The organism is Bradyrhizobium sp. LM2.9, from assembly GCF_054056555.1.
Map to the genome: position 1 here is coordinate 2,926,386 of NZ_JBSRYJ010000002.1, position 22,555 is coordinate 2,948,940.

The window sequence follows — 22,555 nt, forward strand, 5'->3', positions numbered from 1 at the left end:
TGATGGACACATCGGAGGACATCCTGCAACAGGCATCCCCGGACCTTGTCCGGGGGTTGAGCACAGCGCGCGCCGCGAAAGCGGCGCGCCTGTCGCCATCCTTCATCTCCTGGCTTCAGGCCGGGCCGATGATGTTGGTGTTTCTCGCCTTCTTCTTGATCCCGCTGGTCTTCGTCGTCATCGTCTCCTTCTGGGACTACAACGAATACCAGTTGCTGCCGGCCTTCTCCGGCCGCGGCTACACCGACACGTTCGAGGGCTGCATCGCGCAGCTCCCCGATCTCTGCACCATCGCCAAGACCTATTTGAAAACGCTGAAGCTGTGCTTCCTGGTCTGGGCGATCACGCTGTTCATCGGCTTCTGGGTCGCCTATTTCCTGGCCTTCCACGTCAAGTCCAGGACCTGGCAGATGGGATTGTCGCTGCTCTGCACGATCCCGTTCTGGACCTCCAACGTGATCCGCATGATCGCCTGGATCCCGCTGCTCGGGCGCAACGGCCTGGTCAATTCCGGTCTGGTCAAGACCGGTGCGATCAATCAGCCGCTGGAATGGCTGCTATTCTCCGAATTCTCCGTGGTGCTGGCGCTGGTCCACCTCTTCACCTTCTTCATGGTGGTGCCGATCTTCAATTCGATGGTGCGCATCGACAAGTCGCTGATCGAGGCCGCCTATGACGCCGGCGCCACCGGCTTCCAGACGCTCGTCAACGTCATCATCCCGCTGGCCAAACCCGGCATCGTAATCGGCTCGATCTTCGTCATTACCATCGTGATGGGCGACTTCATCACCATCGGCGTGATGGGCGGCCAGCAGATCGCGGCGGCCGGCAAGATCATCGAGACGCGGGTGAACGCGCTGCAATTCCCGGCAGCGGCCGCAAACGCCGTGATCCTGCTCGTCATCACCTTCCTGATCATCACCATGATGTCGCGCATCGTCGACATCAAGAAGGAACTATAGGCGATGAAGGAGGGACGCCCGCGCAGCTTCTACGTGCTCGCGATCTTCTTCGCGGCCTACACGCTGTTCCTCTACGGCCCGATGATCGCGATCTACGTCCTGTCGTTCCAGGGGCCGCAGGGCGGCCTCACCTTCCCGATGAACGGCGTCTCGACCTTCTGGATCGCAAAACTGTTCCAGGGAACCGGCATCGTCGATCTCGGCGCGGCCTTTCGCCGTTCGCTGCTGCTTGGCATCATCGTGATGATCGTTACCGTCGTGCTGTCGGTTGCTGCCGGCATGGCGTTCCGCAGGAAGTTCAAGGCGCAAAGCATCTTGTTCTATTCGGCGATCGCGAGCCTCATCGTTCCCTCGATCATCACCTCACTCGGCATCTCGCTTGAATTCCGCATCATCGACGATCTGATCAAGGCGCATTGGAACGAGAACTTCGAGACGTCGATGGGCCTGCTGACCTCGGGCCTCGGCGCACATCTGACCTGGACGTTGCCATTCGGCCTGCTCATCATGTTCGCGATCTTCAACCGCTTTGATCCCCGGCTCGAAGAAGCCGCACGCGACCTGGGTGCGACGCCGTGGCAGGCCTTCCGTCATGTCGTGCTGCCGATCATCCTGCCGTCGGTGATCGGCATCGGCCTGTTCGGATTCACGCTGTCCTGGGACGAACTGGCGCGCTCGAGTCAGGCGATCGGCGCGGTGAATACATTGCCGCTCGATCTCCAGGGCCTTACCACGACGGTGACGAACCCGGATATCTATGCGCTCGGCACCATCATCTCCGCGGTGTCGTTTGCGGTGATCACGCTTGCGCTCGGCACCATCCACATGCTCAACAAGCGGCAGGCGGCGAAGGGCTCGGACGCCGGCAAGGGACTTGTCTGATGCGGCTTCACGTCGTCAATCCCAACACTACGGCTTCGATGACGACGAAGATCGCCGCTGCCGCGCGCGCGATCGCCCTGTCCGACACATCGATCGATGCGCGCCAGCCGGCGATGGGCCCGGTCTCGATCGAGGGATTTTACGACGAGGCCTTTGCGGTGCCCGGCATGCTCGGCTGCATCCGCGACGCCGATCGCGACGGTGCGGACGCCCACATCATCGCCTGCTTCGACGACACCGGCCTCGACGCCGCGCGTGCGATCGCGACGGCACCGGTGATCGGCATTGGCGAAGCGGGCTTCCACATGGCGAGCCTGATCGCCGCGCGCTTCGCCGTGGTCACGACGCTCGGTGTCTCCATCGTGCCGATCGAGCATAATCTTAAGAGGTACGGTCTCATCGAGCGCTGTGCCCGCGTCCGCGCTGCCGAGGTGCCGGTGCTCGCGCTTGAGGAGCGCAATACTGATGCGCTCGCAAAAATCTCCGCGGAGATCACAGCCGCGATCCGCGACGACCGCGCGGAGGCCATCGTGCTCGGTTGCGCCGGCATGGCCGATCTCGCTGCAGAACTCGCCGCCACGCACGGCCTGCCCGTGATCGACGGCGTCGCCGCCGCAGTGACCTTGGCGGAATCACTGGTGCGCCTGGCGCTGAAGACCTCCCGGCTCGGGCCCTATGCGGCGCCGCGATCGAAGACCTATGCCGGGCCGCTTTCTCTGTTTCAGCCCTGATCCCTACCCTGATGAGACCTTCGGAGGTCTCAAGGCCTGTGTTTGCTGGCTTTTTTTGCTCTTAGCCTCTTTTTGGTCCCATTCCTTGCCGAAACGTAACGTTTTCGGGACACCCCGGTGATCTCAGGGTTGCCGGTTTCGCCACTCACCAAGTTTCAATTTGGGTTTGTCAGCGATGATCGATCTCGCAGAGGACGCACCGTCCAACCCCCTTCTTCGTCTCGGTGCCCAGCCCATCGCGCTGACCGCCGCCGCCCTCTTCCTGCTGATCGCCGGCATGACCTCGATCGCGATCTGGCGCGCCTATACCGGCTCAGCTCCTGAGACCGACCGGGTGGTGGCGTCGCGGCAGCTTCAGGCCCGCACCGCACAGGCCTCCGAGCAGCTGTTCGAGAAGACCAAGGGACTGGAGGCGACCCAGCAGGAATCGATCGACCAGCTCCAGGTCGTGCAGGACCAGCTCCAGACGGTGAAGCGGTTGCTCGCATTCCAGCAGGCCGACACCAAGCGCCTGTCCGAGCAGGTCGCAACGCTGAACGAGTCGATCGACGGCCTGCGGCAGTCCTTTGCCAGCGTCCGGACGACCGAGGTGGAGACCCCCTCGGTTACCCGCAGGAAACCGGTGCGGCAGCGCGTCCACGCCAGCGCGCGCAAGCGCTCGCGCGGCTGAGCTGCTCGCGACGCGGCTTTAAATTTTTTGACTTGTGAACTGGATCACATTCGCCAGTATGAATCTGAGCGATGCTAGCCGTTACCGGATGGCGTGAGCCGATTTCAATGTCCGGGGCTGGCAAGGTCGTTGACGGTATACTGCGTCGACGACCTTGTTTTTTGATGGGTACAGCGCCTATTCGCAGACATCCACACGGCGGATACGCCAGCCTGACGGCGTCATGACGCGCTTCCGCACGACGTAGCAGCCTCCATAGCCACCATCGTCGTAGCCGGTACCATAGTAATACGGATTGCCGTAATAGGGTTGGCCGTAGCCGTAATAGCCGCCGTAGTAGCCGGCTCCGGCGATACCCGCCCCGATCGCGATTCCCGGCCAGAAGCCGCCGCCACGCCAGCCACCGCCATGGCCCCAGCCACCGCCATGGCCCCAGCCGCCGCCGTGGCCCCAGCCGCCGCCACCGTGACCGAAACCGCCGCGCGCCTGGGCCGCCTCTGGGGCCGACAGCCCGACTATCGCGACGGCCAGCGCCGCCATCATCATCTTGCGTAACATCACTCGATCCTCCGCGTGGACACGCTCCACGCCTCAAAGCAGGACCAAGCTAGCGTCCCTTGGGCATTCCGGACAGCTATACTGCCTCACTTCCGCGCGAGCATCAGCAGCCTCAGCAGCCGCGGCAGATGCTCTTGAGCTTCTTGTCGAGCAGCCGGTTCTCGGTGTTGACGGTGGCATCAGCCTCACCTGCGCCTGTGCCGGTGCCGGTGGTGACGCCGGGCGAACCACCAGATGATTGCGCCGTACCCAGGCTGTTGGTGCCGGGTGGCGAGGCGGGAGAGTTTGAGACACCACCACTACCCGTGCCAGTCGATCCAGCGGAGCCGGTTGCGCCGCCGGTCGCTTGCGCGAACGATACGGCCGGCATCGCCGCAAGGACAAAGATCACGAGGACGGTCTTGAGGAGGATTGTGGACAATCTGGCCATCGGAAATTCTCCTTCGCCGGTCAACGGCCGCAGCCAAGGCCGGTTCCGGAACAAAGGCCGTTGCATCAACTTGAAAGCGGCAAGGCAGGCACGATCATGCCCAAACCAAACGCGTTCGACGCGGCAAAACAGACAGGCGAAATCACGATGACGGATCGCGATCCTCTTGCAGAGGGCGAACGTGCCGCGCGCGAGAACATTCCGGCAGAGGCCAATCCGTACCAGGACGGCAGCAACGAGCATGCATTGTGGGCCGCCGGGCACGAGAAGGTCGCCGGCGCGATCGAAGCGAGCGAGTCCGAGGGAAGCTGACGCGCGGGTGTTTCTACGGTACGAAACCAAATGCCGGCCGCGCACGGCCTGCGTGCATCTCAGCCGATCCGTTTCAGGCCCTTGGCGAACCGAGGACCGTTTGCGGCATAGAATCTGGCTGCGCTCCCCATCTTCTGGACCTGGCTGTCGTCGAGCGTGCGGATCACGCGCGCCGGCGAGCCGATGATCAGGGACCGTTCGGGGAATTCCTTGCCCTCGGTGATGACGGACCCGGCGCCAACGATGCTGTTGCGGCCGATCCTGGCGCCGTTCATCACGATCGAGCCCATGCCGATGAGCGCGCCCTCCTCGATGGTGCAGCCGTGCAGGATGACATTGTGGCCGACCGTGCAGTTGCTGCCGATGACGAGGGGAAAGCCGAGGTCGGTGTGGCAGGTCGAGCCGTCCTGTACGTTGGCACCCTCGCCGATCTCGATCCACTCATTGTCGCCGCGCAGCACGGCACCGAACCAGACGCTCGCACCCGGCTTCAGCCGCACGCGGCCGATCACGGTGGCGGTCTCCGCGATGTAGTAATTGCCGTCGGCGGGAAGGTCGGGCGCCTGCCCGTCGAGCTCGTAGATCGCCATGAGGGTCTCCTGTCACGCTGAGACTGGCATAGCGAAACGGAGGCCTCGACGCAAAGGGCCGCCGCGCCGGCAGCTCTTAAAGCGCGCGCATCAGACCAGAACGCCGGCCGCGCGCAGCGTCATCAGGAAGAAGGTGCCGCTCATCATGCTCCAGAAGCCGGCGATGACGGTCGCCATCATCACGAACTCGACTCGGCGGCTTTCCACCTGCATGCCGCGCAGGGTGTTGCGCATGATGATGAAGGGCGCCGCGAACACCAGGAACGGAACCGCCGCGAAGGTCTTCGGCGCCACGCCGTCCTGCAGCAGGCCGAAGCCGGCAGGCCGCTGTGCGACCGCCTGGTATCCGCTCACGAGTGCGCCCGCGAGCGCAAAACCGATGAAGATGGAGAAGAAAGTGTTGAGAGCTTCAGGTGTCATCGGAACGGTCCGCCTTACGCAACGCCGGAGCCTTCCTGTGACAAATAGGGCTGGTTAACGCTACATTATCCTTAAGGGAAGGTTAACGCCGCCGGCCATCCCGCGCAGGCCCCTCTCCCTTTCCCGCAGCCGGCGAACGCTCCGCGAAATCGCCGCCGCGTGGCATATTCGCGGCTGATTCGTCGGCCATCGGCCGACCTCGGACTCATTCGCGCGGCTCATGACGGTGTTTTCGGCAACCTCTCCTCAGTCCCCCCGAACGCGAACCCGGGCGCATGTCGTCCCGATCGTGCTCGGCGGCGCGGCCGCGGTGTGCGCGGTCGCGCTCGTCGCCTATTTGTTGTGGCCGACCTGGGGCAGTAGCGGCGCGAACGCCCCGGACAAGCTGCCGGTGAGCGTCGGCGGTACGCTGTTCAACCTGCCGATGACAGCGATCCGCATGAAGATCCAGCGCCACTCCGGGCCGCAGGAGCGGATCGATCTCGACTTCCTGTACCCGTCGCTGGAACCGCCGGGCGCGCCGAAGCACGTCACCGCCGATAGCGTGGATGCGGCAATGCAGCCGATCGACCGCATCTTCCTGTCGATCGCCGCGCATCGCGATGCGCTCTCGCCCGAGCAGCGCACCGCCACGATTTATCCGCGCTATCTCGACCACGCTGCGGCGATGCCCGCCGACGGGCTGACGATGCGGATGTTCCGCGCCGATACGCCTTACGGCAGCGAGGATTTCTATTCTGCTGCAAGTCCCGCGCTGACCGCGCGCTGTACGCGCGATGCAGCGACGCCCGGCATGTGCCTGTCCGAACGCCGCGTCGGCGGCGCCGACCTCACCTTCCGCTTTCCGCGGAGTTGGCTCTCGCAATGGCGCGATGCGGCGGAAGCGATGGACCGGCTCACCGCGCAGTTGCGCGGGCCGCGGGGCTAACACTCGTGGTGGCGACTATTCCTGATCGACGAGATCGTCCTCGAGGATCGCCATCTGGAATTGGAATGAGCGATCGTCGTCCTCGTCGTCGACGAAGAGCACGCCGATGAATTCCTCGCCGATATAAACCTCGGCGGAATCATCCTTCTTCGGCCGCGGCACGACGCGGATCTTGGAATTGCCGAATACGCGCTTCAAGTACGCGTCGAGCTTCCTAACTTCCTTGACGTCCACGGTAAGTCTCCAATCGAAATCTGGGTTGGCGGGGTTTTAGGACGAGACGCTACGAACCGCCAGCATGAATTGCCAAAGAACTTGGGGACCAAAGGGCCGGAAAATCCGACCCTTCCGACAAGCTCAAAGTCCCGTCTCAGAGTCCCATCTCAGAGACCCATGGCGTTGATCATCTGATCCATGGTGCGCGACGGCTCGGCGCAGCCGGCTTCGCCGACGACCTTGGCGGGCACGCCCGCGACCGTGACGTTGTGCGGCACGGGCTTGACCACGACCGAGCCGGCCGCGATGCGCGCGCAATGGCCGATCTCGATGTTGCCGAGGATTTTTGCGCCGGCGCCGATCAGGACGCCGTGACGGATTTTCGGATGGCGGTCCTCGTTCTCCTTGCCGGTGCCGCCGAGCGTGACGCCGTGCAGGATCGAGACGTCGTCCTCGATCACGGCGGTCTCACCGCAGACGAAGCCGGTGGCGTGGTCGAGGAAGATGCCGCGGCCGATGCGCGCGGCAGGATTGATGTCGGTCTGGAACACCGCAGACGCGCGGCTCTGGAGATAATACGCAAAATCCTTGCGGCCCTTCAGCCAGAGCCAGTGCGCGAGGCGATGGGTCTGGATGGCGTGAAAGCCCTTGAAGTAGAGCAAGGGATCGATGAAGCGCGAGGTCGCGGGGTCGCGGTCGTAGACGGCGACGAGGTCGGCGCGGAAGGCGTTGCCGAGATCGGGATCGTCGCGCAGCGCGTCGTCATAGGTCTGGCGCACGAGATCGCCCGACAGCGCGGAGTGATCGAGCCGGTCGGCGACACGATGGATCACCGCATCTTCCAGGCGGCTGTGATGCAGCACCGTCGAATAGATGAAGGTCGCAAGCTCCGGCTCGCGGTGGACGATGTCCTCAGCTTCGCCGCGGATCCGATCCCAGATCGGATCAAGCGTTGCGAGCTTCCCTCCCGGATTGACCTGATGCACTGCCATGGGATCTGTTCTTTCGAATTGGCTAGTTTTGCTGGCTCTATAACACAGTCTAGGCGACAAAGTCCCGACGGGCTTGCCTGAGAGTGAACAGTGCGTTGTCCCGCGAAAGTATGCCAACGCGTTGAATCACAACTACTTATTCTGACGCCCCAAGCGGCAAGGTCGGCTCAAAATGGTCAGGGTTTCGCCAAATTCAAGCCGGGCGGCGTCAAACTATTGGTGAATTCCGCCTCAACGGTGATTGCGGGCATGGTCCGCGCGAGGACGGAGCGGATTTGACCACCACCACCACCGATCATTTGCGCGCGGGGGCCGCGGGCTCATTCTGGCTGCGGTTGGCCGCGATGGCCCTGCCGCTCATGATGATCGCACCGGCGTTCTGGAACGGCTATCCGCTGTTGCAGTGGGATACCGGCGGCTATCTGGCGCGCTGGTACGAGGGCTATCTCGTCCCGAGCCGCTCCACCGTGTTCGGCCTCTATCTGCATTATGGCGAGAGTTTTGGTTTCTGGATCAACCTCGCGGTCCAGTCGGGGTGGCAACGCTGTGGCTGCTGCAGCTCACCTTGCGCGTGCTCGGCCTGATGCAGACGTTCCGCTTCGTCGCGATCTGCCTGCTCTTGATCCTGTCGACCGCGCTGCCCTGGCTTGCCAGCATGCTGCTCACCGACATCTTTGCAGGGCTGTCCGTGCTATCGCTGTTCCTGCTGGTCGTCGCTGGACCGCGGACCTCCGTGCTCGAGAAAATCTCGCTGTTCGTCTTCACCGCCTTTGCTGCCGCGACCCACAGCGCCACGCTCGGCGTGCTGCTCGGGCTCTGCGTCGCCGGCTGGATGGTGCGGCCGTTGCTGAGGCGCCGGCTTCCGATCGCCGGATTGGCTCAAGCGAGTATGACGATCGTCGCCGGCGGCCTGATGCTGGTGTCGGCGAACCATGCCTTGTCGGGCAAATGGGCCTGGACCCCCGGCGGCTACGGCGTCGCGTTCGGCCGCATGATGCAGGACGGCATCGTCGCGCGCTACCTCAACGACCATTGCCCGCGCGAGCGCTACAAGCTCTGTCCCTATCGCAACGAATTGCCGGCGACCGCCGACGAATTCCTGTGGGGCAAGAGCATGTTCAACACGCTCGGCCGCTTCGAAGGCATGAGCGACGAGATGGGCACCATCGTCGTGCATTCGCTCGCCGACTATCCGGCGTGGCAGGCCGGCGCTGCCTTGAGAGCCATGGGCCAGCAATTGCTGCATGTGGCGACCGGCGAAGGCACCAATGGCTGGATCCCGCACACCTATGGCGTCATCGAGCGCTACATCCCCGCGCAGGTCGCGCAGATGCGCGCGGCGCGCCAGCAACACTGGGCTGTCAATTTCGACGACGTCAATTGGCTGCACGTTCCCGTCGCGCTGGCCTCGATGCTGGCGCTGGTCGTGTTGCTCGCGCTCTCGCTCAGGAACCGCCGGCTCGACGATCTGACATTGCTGGCGGCAACCGTCGGGCTGGCACTGCTCGGCAACGCCTTCATCTGCGGCGTGATTTCCGGACCACACGACCGCTATGGCGCGCGGATGGTGTGGGTTGCTACCTTCGTGGTGTTGATGGCACTGGCGCGGCGCTTGAGCAACGACGAACCGGCGGACGAGACCTCAGCTGCGGCGTGACAGAAAATCGAGCACGCCGGTCTTGTAGACCTTGTCGCCGACCGCACGCATGTGATCGCGGTTCGGAATGTCGAGCACTTCCGAACCCGGGATGATGGCACCGAGTGCGCTGGCCGAGCCCGCGACGTCGTCGGTGCTGCCAACCGCGATCAGCACGGGCAAATCGATCCGCGCGGCCTCGTCCTTCGTCATGAGGTCGCGCGTGCCGCGCAGGCAGGCGGCGAGTGCCTTGCGGTCGGAACGGGTTTGGTCTGCAAAAGCACGAAAAGTGCGCCCGACGGGATCGGTGACGTCGTCGAGCGAGGGCGCTTCCAATGCCTTCGCCACGTTCTCTCCGGGCCCGGTGCCCTCGATCAGGCCGCCGATGCCGATGCCGCCGAGGATGGCCGAACGCAGGCGCTGCGGCTCGTTGAGGGAGAGCCAGGCCGTCATCCGTCCACCCATCGAATAGCCCATGAGATCGGCCTGCGGGATGGCGAGGTGATCCATCAGCGCGAGCACGTCGCCGCCCATGGTGGGAATCGAGTACTGCGAGGGCTCGTAGAGCTTTGCGCTTTCGCCATGGCCGCGATTGTCGAGCGCAATGACGCGGCGGCCGTTCTTGCGCAGCTCCGAAACCCAGGTCGGATAGACCCAGTTCACGTTCTTGCTGGAGGCAAAGCCGTGCACCAGGATGATCGGATCGCCCTCGCCTTCGTCGAGATAGGCGATTTCAACGGCGCCGTTGTGAAAGCTCGGCATCATCAGTTCCGCAATCTTGAGGGGAAGAAGTCGATCTTAGGCCGTGACGGCAGCGCTTGCCAGAGCGGCTTCGGCTGCGATTTGGGCCCGGCGAAGTCGCCGCGTCCGTCTGCGATCGCACCAGGCCTGGGTCAGGCGCTCCGTCGTCGCCTTGATCGACGACAACAGGCCGAACAGCGTCAGGGCCGCACCAAACAGCCAGAGTGCGAGATTGAACGCGCCGCCAATCAGCAGCAGCGCGCCGCGGCCGAACAGTTTCATGATCGCGCGCGTCTTGCCGCCCTGCGCTTCCGCGAGCCGGGCCGCGCGTGCGACATCCTTGGGGCCTTCGGCGATACGCAAGCTATCCATTGCGCCGCGCGTGCCGGTCTTCTCGACGACGCGCGTGACATCCTTGCCGAGTCGAACCAGTGCGCCGGCCTTCTCGGCGTGGAACGCGGTCTTGATCGCGCTCACGGTCTGACCCGGCCGCAGCACCGAGCCGGAGGCGACCGCGTTCTGGAGCATCGGGGTATCGACGACCTCGCGCGCGGACCGGCCGGCCCATGCCGCGAGTCCTTCGCCGAGTCGCCCCACCTTGCGCGCGTCCTTCACCAGCGTCAGCCCGGCGCGCACCGGCGCGGCGCCGCCGACGGAGACGTAGGTCACGGCCGTGACCGCGAGACCAGCGGCCGCAAGGCCCAGCACCAGGCGATCGGTCTCCTCGCCCATGGCGAGATGCTTGCCCTCGCGGACGACGTCCCTGACGTCGCCGATCACGAAGAGATCGCCGGCCACGGTTCCCGACAGGCTCGCAACATCGTCCGCGTTGCCGGTGACGAGCCCGGCGGCAAACCGTTTTGCGAAATGCGAGGTGGAATTTTCGTCTTTGACCGCGTCGCTGACGCGGCTCAGGAGGTCGTCAGGCAGCGCGACGTTGCGGTCGTGCGCCAACGCGACAAAACTGTCCGCGAGATCGGCGTCGCCCGATGCGAGCGCGGCCTCGATGTTGCTCTGAATCAGACGATCGTTTTGCCGCAGCAGCGCATCGAGCTTGAGTTCGGAGAGCGCGGCGGGATCCTCCTGGGCGGCCAAAATCGCGCCGGCCTCGCGCGCATGCGGTGCTACCTGCGCGAGCATGAAGCCGCATGCCGCAATACCGGTCAACGCTGTGCTGATTCGCAGCCATTTCATGCGGAAAACCTGGACGGTCCTGAGATCGTTGATGCCTTGACGGTTCGTCTTTCGTCGCAATTGCGCTCGCCCACCGACACAGTATGCCAAAGTTGCGACACAACGTCCCCGACGAAAGAAGGGCTTCTCTCAAGCCGCAAGATTGTGTCGAATTTGCATGAGCAAAACGAGCATGGGGCAATTGCGGACTTTCGGTTCCGCTGGACTAGCAATCATCTTGACCCGCCAGTATGGTCCGCGGCGCCATAATGATGCCGCGTCTGTCGTGATTGTATCTGCTGCCATTGCCACTCCAGGATGAACTACGATGTCCGACCATGTCGTCCCGCACTTCCATAACGATGCCGGTGTCCCCGTCATCGAAATCGGCTCGCAAGAGTTCATGTGCGTGGGCGCCAACCCTCCGTTCGACCATCCGCACGTCTTCCTCGACCTCGGCAACGACAACGAGATCATCTGTCCCTACTGCTCGACGCTGTACCGCTTCGCCGCCGACCTGAAGGCGGGCGAAGCCCGTCCGCCGGAATGCGTCCTGAAGGACAAGGTGGCCTGATCGCTGCCATCGGTCAGGGGTGGCGCTCTCCCGAACCATTGTCATTGCCGGTGCCGGCATAGGTGGACTGACGGCTGCGCTTGCGCTCGCGGCCCGCGGCTTCCGCATCGTCGTGCTGGAAAAGGCCGAGCGGCTCGAGGAAGTCGGCGCCGGTCTGCAACTCTCCCCCAATGCCAGCCGCGTGCTGGTCGAGCTCGGCCTCGCCGAACGGCTCAAGCTGCGCGCCGTGACCCCGGAGGCGGTCTCGATCATGAGCGCGCGGGCCGGCGGCGAACTTTTGCGCATGCCGCTGGGAGAAGCTGCCGCCGCGCGCGCCGGCGCCCCCTATTGGGTGGTGCACCGCGCCGACCTGCAATCCGCCCTCGCCGGCGCAGTCGCCGACCATCCCGATATCGACCTGAAACTCGGCGCGACCTTCGAAGACGTCGCGCCTCACGCCAAGGGGCTGACGGTCGTCCATCGCAGCGGCACGATCCGCCGCAGCGATCTCGCCAGTGCGCTGATCGGCGCCGACGGCATCTGGTCGACGGTGCGCCAGCATCTGTTTCCCGAGGTGCAGCCGCGCTTCTCCGGGTTGATCGCCTGGCGCGGCACGCTCGATGCCACGCAACTGCCGAAGGACTACACCGCGCGCCGGGTCCAGCTCTGGATGGGGCCGAACGCCCATCTCGTCGCCTACCCGATCGCAGGCGGACGCCAGATCAACGTGGTCGCGGTGCTGCCGGGCACTTGGAACAGGCCGGGCTGGAGCACGCCCGGCGATCCCGTCGAGGTGATGGAAGCCTTCGGCGCGCGGCGCTGGCCGCCGGCGGCGCGGATGATGCTCGCCACGGTCGATAGCTGGCGGAAATGGGCGCTGTTCGGCGTGCCTGACGACTGCCCCTGGAGCAAAGGCCCGGTCGCACTGCTCGGCGACGCCGTGCATGCGATGCTGCCGTTTGCGGCCCAGGGCGCCGGCATGGCGATCGAGGATGCCGCCGTGCTCGCGCAGCATTTGACCCTTGAGACCGCCGAGAGCACCGCGGGCATCGCTGCTGCACTGAGACAATACGGCCGTGCGCGCCAGACGCGCGTGCGGCGGGTGCAGCGGACGGCGCGGCAGCAGGGCCGCATCTATCATTTCAGTGGGCCGCTCGCGTTCGCACGCGATCTTGCGATCCGCACGCTCGGCCCGGACCGCATGCTGGCGCAGCAGGACTGGATCTACGACTGGCGTCCGTGATGCGAGGCGCCGTCGGCGCGATGTCTCAGCGCACCGATCTTGCGGATTTCGAGGAAGGCTTGGCGCCAGGCGCGGGCGCGGCGGCCGGTGTCGCCTCGGGTGGCGTTTCCCGGCACTTGTTGCGACGCCAGGCGTCTTCGGCTAGCTGCGCCTGCCCGCGCACCGAGATGTATTCGTTGCGATAGGCGAGCTCTGACACGACGGCGCCGCCGGTGCCCGTCTGCGCCTTGTCCATCAGCCTCTGCAAGTCCGCGGTGCGGGTGGCGAGCGTCTTGCGCTCCGACTCGAGCTGCTTGCACTCGTATAATTCGTATTTGGCGGGATCGGCAAAGGCCGGAGCGACCGTCTCGCTCATGCCGGCACAACCAGACAGCGCCAAGCCGGCCGCGACCAGTGCGACGGCCATGCAGCACGCGCGCAGGCGATATTGGATCAAAGCTGACATGCCGGATGAATAGTCCCAGTGGATTGAGAATGCCTAAAGCAGCAACAGATGTCCGCATTGAGGCTTTGCCTTGTGCGGCCGGCTCGCTTAAGGAAGAACCGCCCAACCGGCTCACCAGGCGCCAATTCCAGACGGCCGGAAGGGACTTAAGTGTTTGATCTCTTTGGATCAAGCGGGCATGGCGGAATTGGTAGACGCAAGGGACTTAAAATCCCTCGGCGCGCAAGCGCTGTGCCGGTTCGACCCCGGCTGCCCGCACCACGAGAGCTGACGGCGCGAACGTGCAGCAGCATGATCCCAAGATGCACTGATGCCGACCTCCCGCGTTCAACCCTTCAGCGTGCAGGCGATGACGCAATCATCGTGCACTCGCAGGTGCCGTTCCGGCTCTGCCTGCCAGCCATCCCGAAACATAGCTTGTGCAATGCAGCATGGGTGTTGGATAAAGCCTCTGAAATCAGAGGTGAGCTTCCTTGTCCGACGTCAATGCCGATGATTGGGTGTCCGCGGGACATCGTCCGATGGGTTTTCCCGAATTCGTCATCGTGATCGCGTCGATCATGGCGCTGAATCCGCTTGCGATGGACATGATGCTCCCGGCGCTGCCCAATATCGGGTCAGCCTTCAATATCCCCGTCGCCAACCATCTTCAGTTGGTGCTGTCGACCTTCCTGATCGGCTTCGGCGCCGGCCAGTTCGTCATGGGCCCATTGTCGGACCGCTTCGGGCGCCGCCCAGTGCTGCTCGGCGGCATGGCGGTCTATGCGGTCGCGAGCGTGCTGGCGGTCGCGGCGCCTTCGTTCGAGACGCTGCTGCTGGCGCGTGCGCTGCAAGGGCTCGGCACCTCGGCTACGCGCGTGATTGCAACCTCGATCGTGCGCGACTGCTATGTCGGCCGCCGGATGGCGAGCGTGATGTCGCTCGCCATGATGGTGTTCATCGCGGTGCCCGTGATCGCGCCCTCGTTCGGTCAGGCGGTTTTGCTGGTGACGGCGTGGCGCGGCATCTTCGTCGTGCTCATGCTCTACGGCCTGCTCGCGCTCGCATGGAGCGTGCTGCGACTGCCTGAAACCCTTCCCGAGTCCGAACGCAGATCGCTGGCGCCTGCTGACGTGCTCTCGGCGTTCCGGCAGACTGTGACCAACCGCCAGACCATCGGCTATGCGACGGCTGCCGGCAGCGTCATAGGCGCGCTATTTGCCTATGTCTTCTCGGCCCAGCAGGTCTTCACCGGCATCTATCACCTCGGCCATTACTTCCCGATCGCCTTCGCTGCGATCGCGGCCGGTACGGCCATTGCCGGCTTCCTCAATGCAAAGCTGGTCGGGACCCTCGGCATGCGCGTGATCTCGCACGGCGCGCTGACGCTTTACACCGCGGTCGCGGCTGTGATGCTGCTGACGGAAAGCCTCGGCATGCTGCCGCTTCCCGTATTCATGGTGCTCTCGGCGCTGATGATGTTCTCGTTCGGCATGATGGTCGCCAACTTCACCGCACTCGCGATGGAGCCGCAGGGCCACATCGCCGGCACGGCGTCCTCGCTCTACGGCTCGATCACGACGTTGATCGGCATCGTCGTCGGCATGGCGATCGGACAAAGTTTCGACGGCACGCTGATGCCGTTCTCGGTCGGCTTCTTCGTGTCGTCACTCGCAGCTCTCGCGATCGTGCTGGTGGTGGAAAAGGGACGGCTGTTTAAGCCGCATCATCGCTCTATCGCGTGAGGAACTTCGCGGCGTTCTCGATGTTGTACTGCAGCAATTTGAAAGGCTGCTCCATGGAACCGGAACACCGTAAAGACCACGATGCCGCGGAGCGAGCCAAGACGGAACGCACGCCGTCGAACGCCGAGAAGCCCGCCTTTACCGTACCATTCGCGAGCGAAGGGCTCGAGCGGGTCCGCGACAGCCACTGCTGAGCGCGACGCCTATTCCGCCGCGCGTCTGCTGGCGCTGAAATCGTCTGCGGCGCTCTCGGGCGTTCCACGGGGCGGCACCATCATCACTATCACTTCCCGCGAGATACCGGGCCGGCCCCATAGCTGCGCCTGCGCGGTGAACTCCCGCCTGACGAAGTGCCCGGCGCGCCCGGACACCAACTCCATCCACCGGCTGCAATCATCCTGATCGCGGAAACAGAGCGCGGCCCAGCCGCGGTCCAGCGCCGTCTTGCGCGGCAAGCCCGAGGCATCTTGATACGCGAACGGCCGCAGGCTTGCGCAAGATCGACGAAAGAAAACGGCGCCGCTGATGACAGCGGCGCCGCATGATGATCCAGACGAAAGGTGCCGAGGAGGCGCGTTCGCCTTACTCCGACTTGTCGATGTTCCAGAACAGCGGGGTCGCGGGACCGTCGAGCACGCCGGTCAGCGATTTGCGCCAGCCGCTCGGCAGGAGATACTGCCCCAGCGGGATGTAGATCACCTGCTCATAGGCTTCCTTCTGGATGTCCGCCGCGATCTTCTTCTGCTCGTCGAGCGAGGGCGCGCGGACGAAAGCGTCCTTGAGCTGCTCGATCTTGGCGTCTTCCGCCCAGCCGAACCAGCCGCCCTTCTTGCCCTGGCCGCCGATCGAGAGATTGGCGATCGGGTTGGAGACGTCGGCCGCGACCCAGTTCGTGAAAAACATGTTCCAGCCGCCCTCCTTCGGCGGCTTCTGGCTGGCGCGGCGGCTCACCACCGTCTGCCAATCGGTCGCTTGCAGGTCGACCTTGAAGCCGGCCTCGCGCAGCAACTGAGCCGCAACGATCGGCTGTGCCTTCAGCGTCGTGACGTCACCGGGCGCCATGATCACGACCGGGGTGCCGTCATAGCCGGACTCGGCGAGCGCCTTCTTGGCTTCCGCCATGCCGTTGCCCTTGATCAAGGTCTCGGCACCGACCTCGGTCGCGAATGGCGTATCGCACACGAAGAAGGCGCCGCAGATCTTCTGATATTTGGCGTTGCCGACGAGCGCGTCGAGAACGTCCTTCTGGTTTATCGCCAGAAAGGCAGCACGGCGCACTTTGACATTATCAAACGGCGGATAAAGGAAGTTCATCCGGCCGAGCGTCTGGAAACCGAACTTGTTCGAGACCTCGAGCGTGATCTCCTTGTTCGCCTCCAGCAACGGCAGCAGGTCGTAGGGCAGATTCTCCATGAAATCGATGTCGCCCGACTGCAACGCGTTCACCGCGGTCTGCGAGTCCGGCATGGTGATCCACTCGACGCGGTCGACCTTCACCACCTTGCCGCCAGAGGTCCAGCTCGACGGCTCCTTGCGCGGCACGTAGTCGGTGTTCTTGACGTAGACCGCCTTGACGCCCGGCTGGAATTCCGACTGCACGAACTTGAAAGGACCCGAGCCGATCTGCTCGGGGATCTGCTTGTCCGGCGGCGTCTCGGCGAGGCGCTTCGGCATCATGAAGGCAACGCGGGAGGACGGCTTGCCGATCGAGTCGAGCACGAGGCCGTAGGGCTCCTTCAGCTTCAGCGTGATGGTCTTGGCATCGGTCGCCTCGATGCTCGCGGTGAAGTCGAGCAGCTTCTGGCCCATGCCGTCAACAGCGGCCCAGCGCTTGAGCGAGGCAACGCAGTCTTCCGCCGTGACCGGCGCACCGTCATGCCACTTCAAGCCGTCGCGCAGCGTGAAGGTGTAGGTGAGCTTGTCGTCGGAGATCTTCCAGTCCGCCATCTGCGGCTGGATCTTGAAGTTCGAATCGGGCGCCACCAGCGTGTCATAGATCATGTAGCCATGGTCACGCGTGATGTAGGCCGTGGTGAAGATCGGATCGATGATGCGCAGATCCGAATGCATCACCGCCGTGATGGTCTTGCCGGCCGCAAGCGCCGGCGAAGCCAGCGCGGTCGAAAGCGCGACGACCGACAGCGCAAGTTTGGAGGCGAACGCGCGAGTCCCCCGGCGCATCAACTTAAACATAAAAATTTCTCCTGACGTGAAACTGTTCAAAGGCAGGTTATTGGTTGAGCATCCGGTTCGTTCTTTAGGCGAACCAACCTCATGCAATGCCTTTATCTTTCCGAGACTTGCAGACAGTGCCGAGCGCGTCAATCCGGTTTCGCTGCAAGCCCAAGCGGCGCGCGCACGGGCTCCACAAGGATCGGTTTGGCTCTACAACACTTTCCGCTTGTCTCGCCCCGCCGATGCAATGCGCGTTCCATCTTCCGAAGCTTGAGAGACATTGAGATGAATCCAGCCAATCTCCCCTTTGATTCCGAAGCGATGCTCCAGGGCCTGCGCGGCTGGGTGGAATGCGAAAGCCCGACCTGGGACGCGGGCGCCGTGAATCGCATGCTCGATATCGCAGCGCGGGAGATGGCGATCATGGGTGCGACGATCGAGCGCATCGCCGGCCGCCAAAGCTATGGAGGCGTGATCCGCGCACGCTTTCCACATCCGAAGCAGGGCGAGCCGGGCATTCTGATCGCCGGACACATGGATACCGTCCACCCCGTTGGCACCATCGAGAAGCTGAAATGGCGCCGCGAGGGCAGCAAGTGCTACGGGCCCGGTATCTACGACATGAAGGGCGGCAACTATCTTTCGCTGGAAGCGATCCGCCAACTGGCCCGCGCCGCGTTCACGACGCCGCTGCCGATCACCGTGCTGTTCACGCCCGACGAGGAAGTCGGCACACCCTCGACGCGGGATATCATCGAGGCAGAGGCTTCGCGCAATAAATACGTGCTGGTGCCCGAGCCCGGCCGCGCCGACAACGGCGTCACCACCGGACGTTACGCCATCGCGCGCTTCAATCTCGAGGCGACGGGCCGGCCGAGCCACGCCGGCGCGACCTTGTCGGCGGGCCGCTCGGCTATTCGCGAGATGGCGCGGCAAATCCTCGCCATCGACGCGATGACGAGCGAGGACTGCACCTTTTCGGTCGGCGTCGTGCATGGCGGACAATGGGTCAATTGCGTTGCCACGACCGCCACCGGCGAGGCGCTGTCGATGGCCAAGCGCCAGGCCGACCTCGATCGCGGCGTCGAGAGGATGCTGGCGCTCTCCGGTACAACCAATGATGTCGCCTTCAAGGTGACGCGCGGCGTGACACGTCCCGTGTGGGAGCCTGATGCCAGCACCATGGCGCTTTACGAAAAGGCGCGCGGTATCGCCAAATCGCTCGGCGCAGAACTGCCGCATGCGAGTTCCGGCGGCGGCTCCGACGGCAATTTCACGGGCTCAAGGGGAATCCCGACTCTCGACGGCCTGGGCGTGCGTGGCGGCAACGGCCACACGCTCGAAGAGTATATCGAGGTCGAGAGCCTAGCCGAACGCGGCCGGCTGATGGCGGGGCTGCTCGCGACTCTGGAGTGACAACGCGCGCCAGCTCACCAAAACCGAGCCAAATCGCCAAAACAGGGTGACCGCACTGCAAAAACTGTGGTCCGGATGGCACGGGAATTGCTGAAATGTTAGGCTGATGGCAGAACCCTGGCTGCAGCCGCGGCCTCTGTGTTGACTCTAATCTGACGGGATCCAACTTGCTCGGATATCTCCTTCGCCGAATTCTCGCAGCTGTGCCCGTGATGGGCGTGGTGGCGCTGTTCGTGTTCCTCCTGCTCCGCCTCACCCCGGGCGATCCCGCGGCAATTCTCGCCGGCGACAACGCCACGCCGGAACGGCTCGAGCGCATCCGCACCTCACTGGGCCTAAACGAGCCGCTGATCGTGCAGTTCATCACCTGGCTGAACAAGCTGCTGCACGGCGATCTCGGGACTTCCCTGATCTCCAACCTGCCCGTCATGAAGATGATCGGCCAGCGCGTCGAGCCGTCGATCTCGATCGCGCTGTCGACCATCATTCTCGCCGTCATTGTCGCTGTTCCCCTGGGCGTCATCGCGGCGTGGAAGCACGGCACCTGGATCGACCGCTTCGTGATGGGCCTGTCCGTGCTCGGCTTCTCGGTGCCGGTGTTCGTGGTCGGCTACATCCTGATCGAAGTCTTCGCCATCGACCTGCGCTGGGTGCCGGTGCAGGGCTTCCGCAGCATCTCGAACGGTTTTGGACCGTTCTTCGAGCGCATCATCCTGCCGACCTGCGCGCTGTCCTTCATCTACATCGCGCTGATCGCGCGCATGACGCGCGCGGCGATGCTCGACGTGCTCGGCGAGGACTACGTCCGCACCGCGCGCGCAAAAGGCATCAACGAGGTCGCCGTGATGATGCGCCACGCGCTGCGGAACGCGGCCGTGCCCGTGATCACGGTGATCGGTACCGGCTTTGCGCTTTTGATCTCCGGGGTCGTGGTCACCGAGAGCGTGTTCAACATCCCCGGCATCGGCCGCCTCACGGTGGATGCGGTGCTGGCGCGCGACTATCCGGTGATCCAGGCGATGATTTTGCTGACGTCGTTGATCTATGTCGTGGTCAATCTCCTGATCGATGTCGCCTACACGCTGCTCGATCCCCGGATCCGGTACTGAGGCAAGGATAACAACAAATATGTCGGTCGATACCCTTCCCCAGTCGTCCATTCCGATCACGTCGCCGTTGCGGCCGCGCTTCGGATTCCTCACCTCGACGCCGATCATCGCGGCAGCGACCGTCTGCCTTGCATTGATTGTGCTGATCTCGATCCTGGCGCCGTTGATCGCGCCGCATGATCCGATCCAGCTCGCGCCCTCGCAGCGGCTGAAGCCCTCTTCAGCGCAATTCCTGCTCGGCACCGACGCCTATGGTCGCGACCTGCTGTCGCGCGTCATGTATGGCGGGCGCATCTCGCTTCTGATCGGCATCGGCTCGGCGATCATGTCGATCGTCATTGGGCTGGCGATCGGCCTCGTCTCCGGCTTCTTCAAGCTGGTCGATTCCGTCATGATGCGGATCATGGACGGCCTGATGGCGATGCCGAGCATCCTGCTGGCAATCGCCGTGGTGTCGCTTTCCGGCGCCAGCCTCTGGACCGTGCTGATCGCGATCACGATCCCCGAAGTTCCGCGCGTGGCACGCCTGGTGCGCTCGGTCGTGCTGTCGGCGCGCGAAGAGCCCTATGTTGAAGCGGCGATCTCGGTCGGCTCATCGCTGCCAAAGATCATGTGGCGGCATTTGATGCCGAACACGATCGCACCTCTGATCGTGCAGGGCAGTTACGTCTGTGCTTCCGCGATCCTCACCGAAGCGATCCTCTCCTTCCTCGGCGCCGGCATCTCGCCGGAGACGCCGACCTGGGGCAACATCATGGCCGAGGGCCGCCAGTATTTTCAGCTCAAGCCGACGCTGATCTTCTGGCCGGGCCTGCTGCTCTCGATCGCGATCCTCAGCATCAATTTGATCGGCGACGCCGCCCGCGACGCACTCGATCCGCGCATGAAGCAGCGGGAAGGCAAGTGATGACCAACCCGATCCTCGACATCAACCACCTCGCCGTCTCCGTCGGCAAGAAGCCCAATGGGCCGAAGATTATCGACGGCATCTCGATCCAGGTCCATGAGCGCGAGACGCTGTGCCTTGTCGGCGAAAGCGGCTCGGGCAAGTCGGTGACCTCGCTCACCACGATGGGCCTGCTGCCGAAGGGCACGCTGGTGCCCACCGGCGGCAGCGTCAAGCTGGTCGGCGAAGAGCTGCTCACCGCGACCGACCGCCGCCTGCGCCAGCTGCGCGCGACGCGGATGGCGATGATTTTTCAAGAGCCGATGACGGCGCTCAATCCGGTGGTGCCGGTCGGCCGCCAGATCGACGAGGTTCTGCGCGCGCACACCAATCTCGACGCGAAGGCGCGGAAGAAGCGCATCCTCGACATGATGGAGCAGGTGCGCCTGCCCCAGGTCGAGCGCATCTTTGCCTCCTACCCTCACCGACTCTCCGGCGGTCAGCGCCAGCGCATCATGATTGCGATGGCACTCGTGCTCGAACCGAAGCTGCTCATTGCCGACGAGCCGACCACCGCGCTCGACGTCACAACGCAGAAGCAGATTTTGACCCTGATCCGCGACCTCCAGCGCGATCACGGAACGGCCGTGCTGTTCATTACGCATGACATGGGCGTGGTCGCCGAGATCGCCGACCGCGTCGCGGTGATGCGGCAGGGCCGATTGGTCGAGACCGGCACACTCGATTCCATCCTGCGCAATCCGACCATGGAGTACACCCGCAACCTGCTCTCCGCGGTGCCTAGCCTGGTGCCGCGCGCCGCGCGGCCCGAGACCAAGGAGCCGGTCGTGCTGGAGGCCAACGAGCTCGGCAAGGTCTACAAGGAGCGCGCGTTCTTCGGCAAAGGCCGCGAGGTCGTCGCCGCCGACAAGGTCACGCTGACGCTGCGCAAGGGTCGCACGCTCGGCATCGTCGGCGAGAGCGGCTCAGGCAAGTCGACCGTGGCACGCTGCATCGTCCGCCTGATCGATCCGACCTCCGGCGGCGTGCGCCTTTCCGGCCGCGAGATCTCGGACATCTCGCGGCGGCTGTTGCAGCCGCATCGGAAGAAGATCCAGATTGTATTCCAGGATCCCTACCGCTCCCTCAACCCGCGCGTCACCGTCGGCGAAAGCATCGCGGAAGGCCCGATCAATTACGGCGTGTCGCATGCCGACGCAATGAAGCGTGCCCGCGAGTTGCTCGAGCTGGTCGGCCTGCCGGTCGATGCGGTCTCGCGCTATCCGCACCAGTTCTCCGGCGGTCAGCGCCAGCGTATCGCCATTGCCCGCGCGCTCGCGCTCGATCCCGACGTGCTGGTGGCGGACGAAGCGGTCTCGGCGCTCGACGTCTCCGTGCAGGCGCAAGTGCTGGAACTGTTCGACGAGATACAGAAGCGGCTCGGCATCGCCATCCTGTTCATCACCCACGATCTGCGCGTCGCAGCACAGATTTGCGACGAGGTCGTGGTGATGCAGCACGGCCGTGTCGTCGAGCAGGGCCCGGCCGCCGAAGTGCTGACGCATCCGAAGGAGGCTTACACCAGAGCCTTGCTCGAGGCAGCGCCCGGCCGCGGCTGGGACTTTGCGAATTTCCGGCCGGTGTCGGAGGGTGTGGCGGCGAGCGCTTAGTCTCTCCCTCGCAATGACGGCGATTGCGGCAAGCATTCCCAAAACAGCTTGACGCCATGCACGGCGCGATTGCTTCCCACCTTGCTCTCGCCT

General features: G+C 64.1%; 24 protein-coding genes, 1 tRNA gene and 1 pseudogene. 15 read left to right on the top strand and 11 right to left on the bottom strand.

Going from position 1 to position 22,555, the window contains the following annotated elements; genetic code table 11:
* The first annotated feature begins 2 nt into the window (after positions 1-2).
* The 4 genes from ACVWW3_RS15800 (at position 3) to ACVWW3_RS15815 (ending at position 3,245) form a co-directional block, all read left to right on the top strand.
* Positions 3-962: an ABC transporter permease gene (locus tag ACVWW3_RS15800; protein WP_456649406.1), complete on the top strand. Its 960-nt coding sequence runs from the start codon at positions 3-5 to the stop codon at positions 960-962.
* A gap of 3 nt (positions 963-965) precedes the next feature.
* Positions 966-1,844, top strand: a complete 879-nt coding sequence (locus ACVWW3_RS15805; protein ID WP_247338811.1) for an ABC transporter permease — start codon at positions 966-968, stop codon at positions 1,842-1,844.
* Positions 1,844-2,575 (top strand): aspartate/glutamate racemase family protein, encoded by a 732-nt coding sequence (locus ACVWW3_RS15810; RefSeq protein ID WP_456649405.1) that lies wholly within the window; start codon positions 1,844-1,846, stop codon positions 2,573-2,575. Before ACVWW3_RS15805 ends, ACVWW3_RS15810 begins: the two co-directional genes overlap by 1 nt.
* A gap of 175 nt (positions 2,576-2,750) precedes the next feature.
* The gene (locus ACVWW3_RS15815) at positions 2,751-3,245 is read left to right on the top strand and encodes a hypothetical protein (RefSeq protein ID WP_247446457.1); all 495 of its coding nucleotides are present in this window, start codon (positions 2,751-2,753) and stop codon (positions 3,243-3,245) included.
* Positions 3,246-3,422: 177 nt separating this feature from the next.
* Here ACVWW3_RS15815 and ACVWW3_RS15820 read toward each other — a convergent pair whose 3' ends face one another.
* Together ACVWW3_RS15820 and ACVWW3_RS15825 are read right to left on the bottom strand one after the other, a co-directional pair.
* Positions 3,423-3,803: a hypothetical protein gene (locus ACVWW3_RS15820; protein ID WP_247338817.1), complete on the bottom strand. Its 381-nt coding sequence runs from the start codon at positions 3,801-3,803 to the stop codon at positions 3,423-3,425.
* A gap of 112 nt (positions 3,804-3,915) precedes the next feature.
* Positions 3,916-4,233, bottom strand: a complete 318-nt coding sequence (locus tag ACVWW3_RS15825) for a hypothetical protein (protein ID WP_456649404.1) — start codon at positions 4,231-4,233, stop codon at positions 3,916-3,918.
* A 96-nt stretch (positions 4,234-4,329) separates the two neighbouring features.
* Between ACVWW3_RS15825 and ACVWW3_RS15830 the strand changes: the two genes are divergently transcribed.
* Positions 4,330-4,545, top strand: coding sequence for a hypothetical protein (locus ACVWW3_RS15830; protein WP_354046571.1), 216 nt, complete (start codon positions 4,330-4,332; stop codon positions 4,543-4,545).
* Between the two features lie 59 nt (positions 4,546-4,604).
* Here ACVWW3_RS15830 and ACVWW3_RS15835 read toward each other — a convergent pair whose 3' ends face one another.
* The gene (locus tag ACVWW3_RS15835) at positions 4,605-5,135 is read right to left on the bottom strand and encodes a gamma carbonic anhydrase family protein (RefSeq protein ID WP_247446455.1); all 531 of its coding nucleotides are present in this window, start codon (positions 5,133-5,135) and stop codon (positions 4,605-4,607) included.
* Between the two features lie 90 nt (positions 5,136-5,225).
* Entirely contained in the window at positions 5,226-5,555 is a 330-nt protein-coding gene (locus ACVWW3_RS15840; RefSeq protein ID WP_247338823.1) for a DUF6949 family protein, read from the bottom strand.
* Between the two features lie 220 nt (positions 5,556-5,775).
* On the opposite strand from ACVWW3_RS15840, the gene ACVWW3_RS15845 reads away from it, so the two are divergent.
* Positions 5,776-6,483 carry a hypothetical protein gene (locus ACVWW3_RS15845; protein ID WP_456649403.1) on the top strand — a complete coding sequence of 236 codons (708 nt, stop codon included), beginning with the start codon at positions 5,776-5,778 and terminating at the stop codon, positions 6,481-6,483.
* 15 nt (positions 6,484-6,498) lie between these two features.
* On the opposite strand, the gene ACVWW3_RS15850 is transcribed toward ACVWW3_RS15845, so the two are convergent.
* Entirely contained in the window at positions 6,499-6,717 is a 219-nt protein-coding gene (locus tag ACVWW3_RS15850) for a DUF3126 family protein (RefSeq protein WP_027567779.1), read from the bottom strand.
* Between the two features lie 149 nt (positions 6,718-6,866).
* Positions 6,867-7,691: a serine O-acetyltransferase gene (cysE, locus tag ACVWW3_RS15855; protein WP_456672017.1), complete on the bottom strand. Its 825-nt coding sequence runs from the start codon at positions 7,689-7,691 to the stop codon at positions 6,867-6,869.
* Between the two features lie 275 nt (positions 7,692-7,966).
* On the opposite strand from cysE, the pseudogene ACVWW3_RS15860 reads away from it, so the two are divergent.
* Positions 7,967-9,348: pseudogene (locus tag ACVWW3_RS15860) on the top strand (hypothetical protein).
* On the opposite strand, the gene ACVWW3_RS15865 reads toward ACVWW3_RS15860, so the two are convergent.
* Both ACVWW3_RS15865 and ACVWW3_RS15870 read right to left on the bottom strand, forming a co-directional pair.
* Positions 9,334-10,089: an alpha/beta fold hydrolase gene (locus tag ACVWW3_RS15865; protein WP_247338830.1), complete on the bottom strand. Its 756-nt coding sequence runs from the start codon at positions 10,087-10,089 to the stop codon at positions 9,334-9,336. The pseudogene ACVWW3_RS15860 and the gene ACVWW3_RS15865 overlap by 15 nt on opposite strands.
* A 36-nt stretch (positions 10,090-10,125) precedes the next feature.
* Positions 10,126-11,262, bottom strand: a complete 1,137-nt coding sequence (locus ACVWW3_RS15870; protein WP_456649401.1) for a hypothetical protein — start codon at positions 11,260-11,262, stop codon at positions 10,126-10,128.
* A gap of 307 nt (positions 11,263-11,569) precedes the next feature.
* Here ACVWW3_RS15870 and ACVWW3_RS15875 point away from each other — a divergent pair, with 307 nt between their 5' ends.
* Together ACVWW3_RS15875 and ACVWW3_RS15880 are read left to right on the top strand one after the other, a co-directional pair.
* Positions 11,570-11,815, top strand: a complete 246-nt coding sequence (locus tag ACVWW3_RS15875) for a zinc-finger domain-containing protein (RefSeq protein WP_007602543.1) — start codon at positions 11,570-11,572, stop codon at positions 11,813-11,815.
* A gap of 19 nt (positions 11,816-11,834) precedes the next feature.
* Positions 11,835-13,037: an FAD-dependent monooxygenase gene (locus ACVWW3_RS15880; protein ID WP_456649400.1), complete on the top strand. Its 1,203-nt coding sequence runs from the start codon at positions 11,835-11,837 to the stop codon at positions 13,035-13,037.
* A gap of 25 nt (positions 13,038-13,062) precedes the next feature.
* Here the strand turns inward: ACVWW3_RS15880 and ACVWW3_RS15885 are convergent, their stop codons facing one another.
* On the bottom strand, positions 13,063-13,482 hold the full coding sequence (locus ACVWW3_RS15885) for a twin-arginine translocation pathway signal (RefSeq protein WP_456649399.1): 420 nt from the start codon (positions 13,480-13,482) through the stop codon (positions 13,063-13,065).
* A 172-nt stretch (positions 13,483-13,654) separates the two neighbouring features.
* Here ACVWW3_RS15885 and ACVWW3_RS15890 point away from each other — a divergent pair.
* Together ACVWW3_RS15890 and ACVWW3_RS15895 are read left to right on the top strand one after the other, a co-directional pair.
* A tRNA-Leu gene (locus ACVWW3_RS15890) sits at positions 13,655-13,743 on the top strand.
* Positions 13,744-13,955: 212 nt separating this feature from the next.
* Positions 13,956-15,206 carry a multidrug effflux MFS transporter gene (locus ACVWW3_RS15895; RefSeq protein ID WP_456649398.1) on the top strand — a complete coding sequence of 417 codons (1,251 nt, stop codon included), beginning with the start codon at positions 13,956-13,958 and terminating at the stop codon, positions 15,204-15,206.
* A gap of 203 nt (positions 15,207-15,409) precedes the next feature.
* Here the strand turns inward: ACVWW3_RS15895 and ACVWW3_RS15900 are convergent, their stop codons facing one another.
* Complete coding sequence (locus tag ACVWW3_RS15900; protein WP_456649397.1) at positions 15,410-15,661, bottom strand: hypothetical protein; 252 nt, start codon at positions 15,659-15,661, stop codon at positions 15,410-15,412.
* Positions 15,662-15,788: 127 nt separating this feature from the next.
* Positions 15,789-17,399, bottom strand: a complete 1,611-nt coding sequence (locus tag ACVWW3_RS15905) for an ABC transporter substrate-binding protein (protein ID WP_247446445.1) — start codon at positions 17,397-17,399, stop codon at positions 15,789-15,791.
* Between the two features lie 267 nt (positions 17,400-17,666).
* Between ACVWW3_RS15905 and ACVWW3_RS15910 the strand changes: the two genes are divergently transcribed.
* The 4 genes from ACVWW3_RS15910 (at position 17,667) to ACVWW3_RS15925 (ending at position 22,462) form a co-directional block, all read left to right on the top strand.
* The gene (locus ACVWW3_RS15910; RefSeq protein ID WP_456649396.1) at positions 17,667-18,797 is read left to right on the top strand and encodes a M20/M25/M40 family metallo-hydrolase; all 1,131 of its coding nucleotides are present in this window, start codon (positions 17,667-17,669) and stop codon (positions 18,795-18,797) included.
* Positions 18,798-18,964: 167 nt separating this feature from the next.
* Positions 18,965-19,906 (top strand): ABC transporter permease, encoded by a 942-nt coding sequence (locus tag ACVWW3_RS15915; RefSeq protein WP_007602533.1) that lies wholly within the window; start codon positions 18,965-18,967, stop codon positions 19,904-19,906.
* A 19-nt stretch (positions 19,907-19,925) separates the two neighbouring features.
* Positions 19,926-20,813 carry an ABC transporter permease gene (locus tag ACVWW3_RS15920; protein ID WP_247338844.1) on the top strand — a complete coding sequence of 296 codons (888 nt, stop codon included), beginning with the start codon at positions 19,926-19,928 and terminating at the stop codon, positions 20,811-20,813.
* Positions 20,813-22,462 carry an ABC transporter ATP-binding protein gene (locus tag ACVWW3_RS15925; RefSeq protein ID WP_456649395.1) on the top strand — a complete coding sequence of 550 codons (1,650 nt, stop codon included), beginning with the start codon at positions 20,813-20,815 and terminating at the stop codon, positions 22,460-22,462. Before ACVWW3_RS15920 ends, ACVWW3_RS15925 begins: the two co-directional genes overlap by 1 nt.
* The last annotated feature ends 93 nt before the right edge of the window (positions 22,463-22,555 follow it).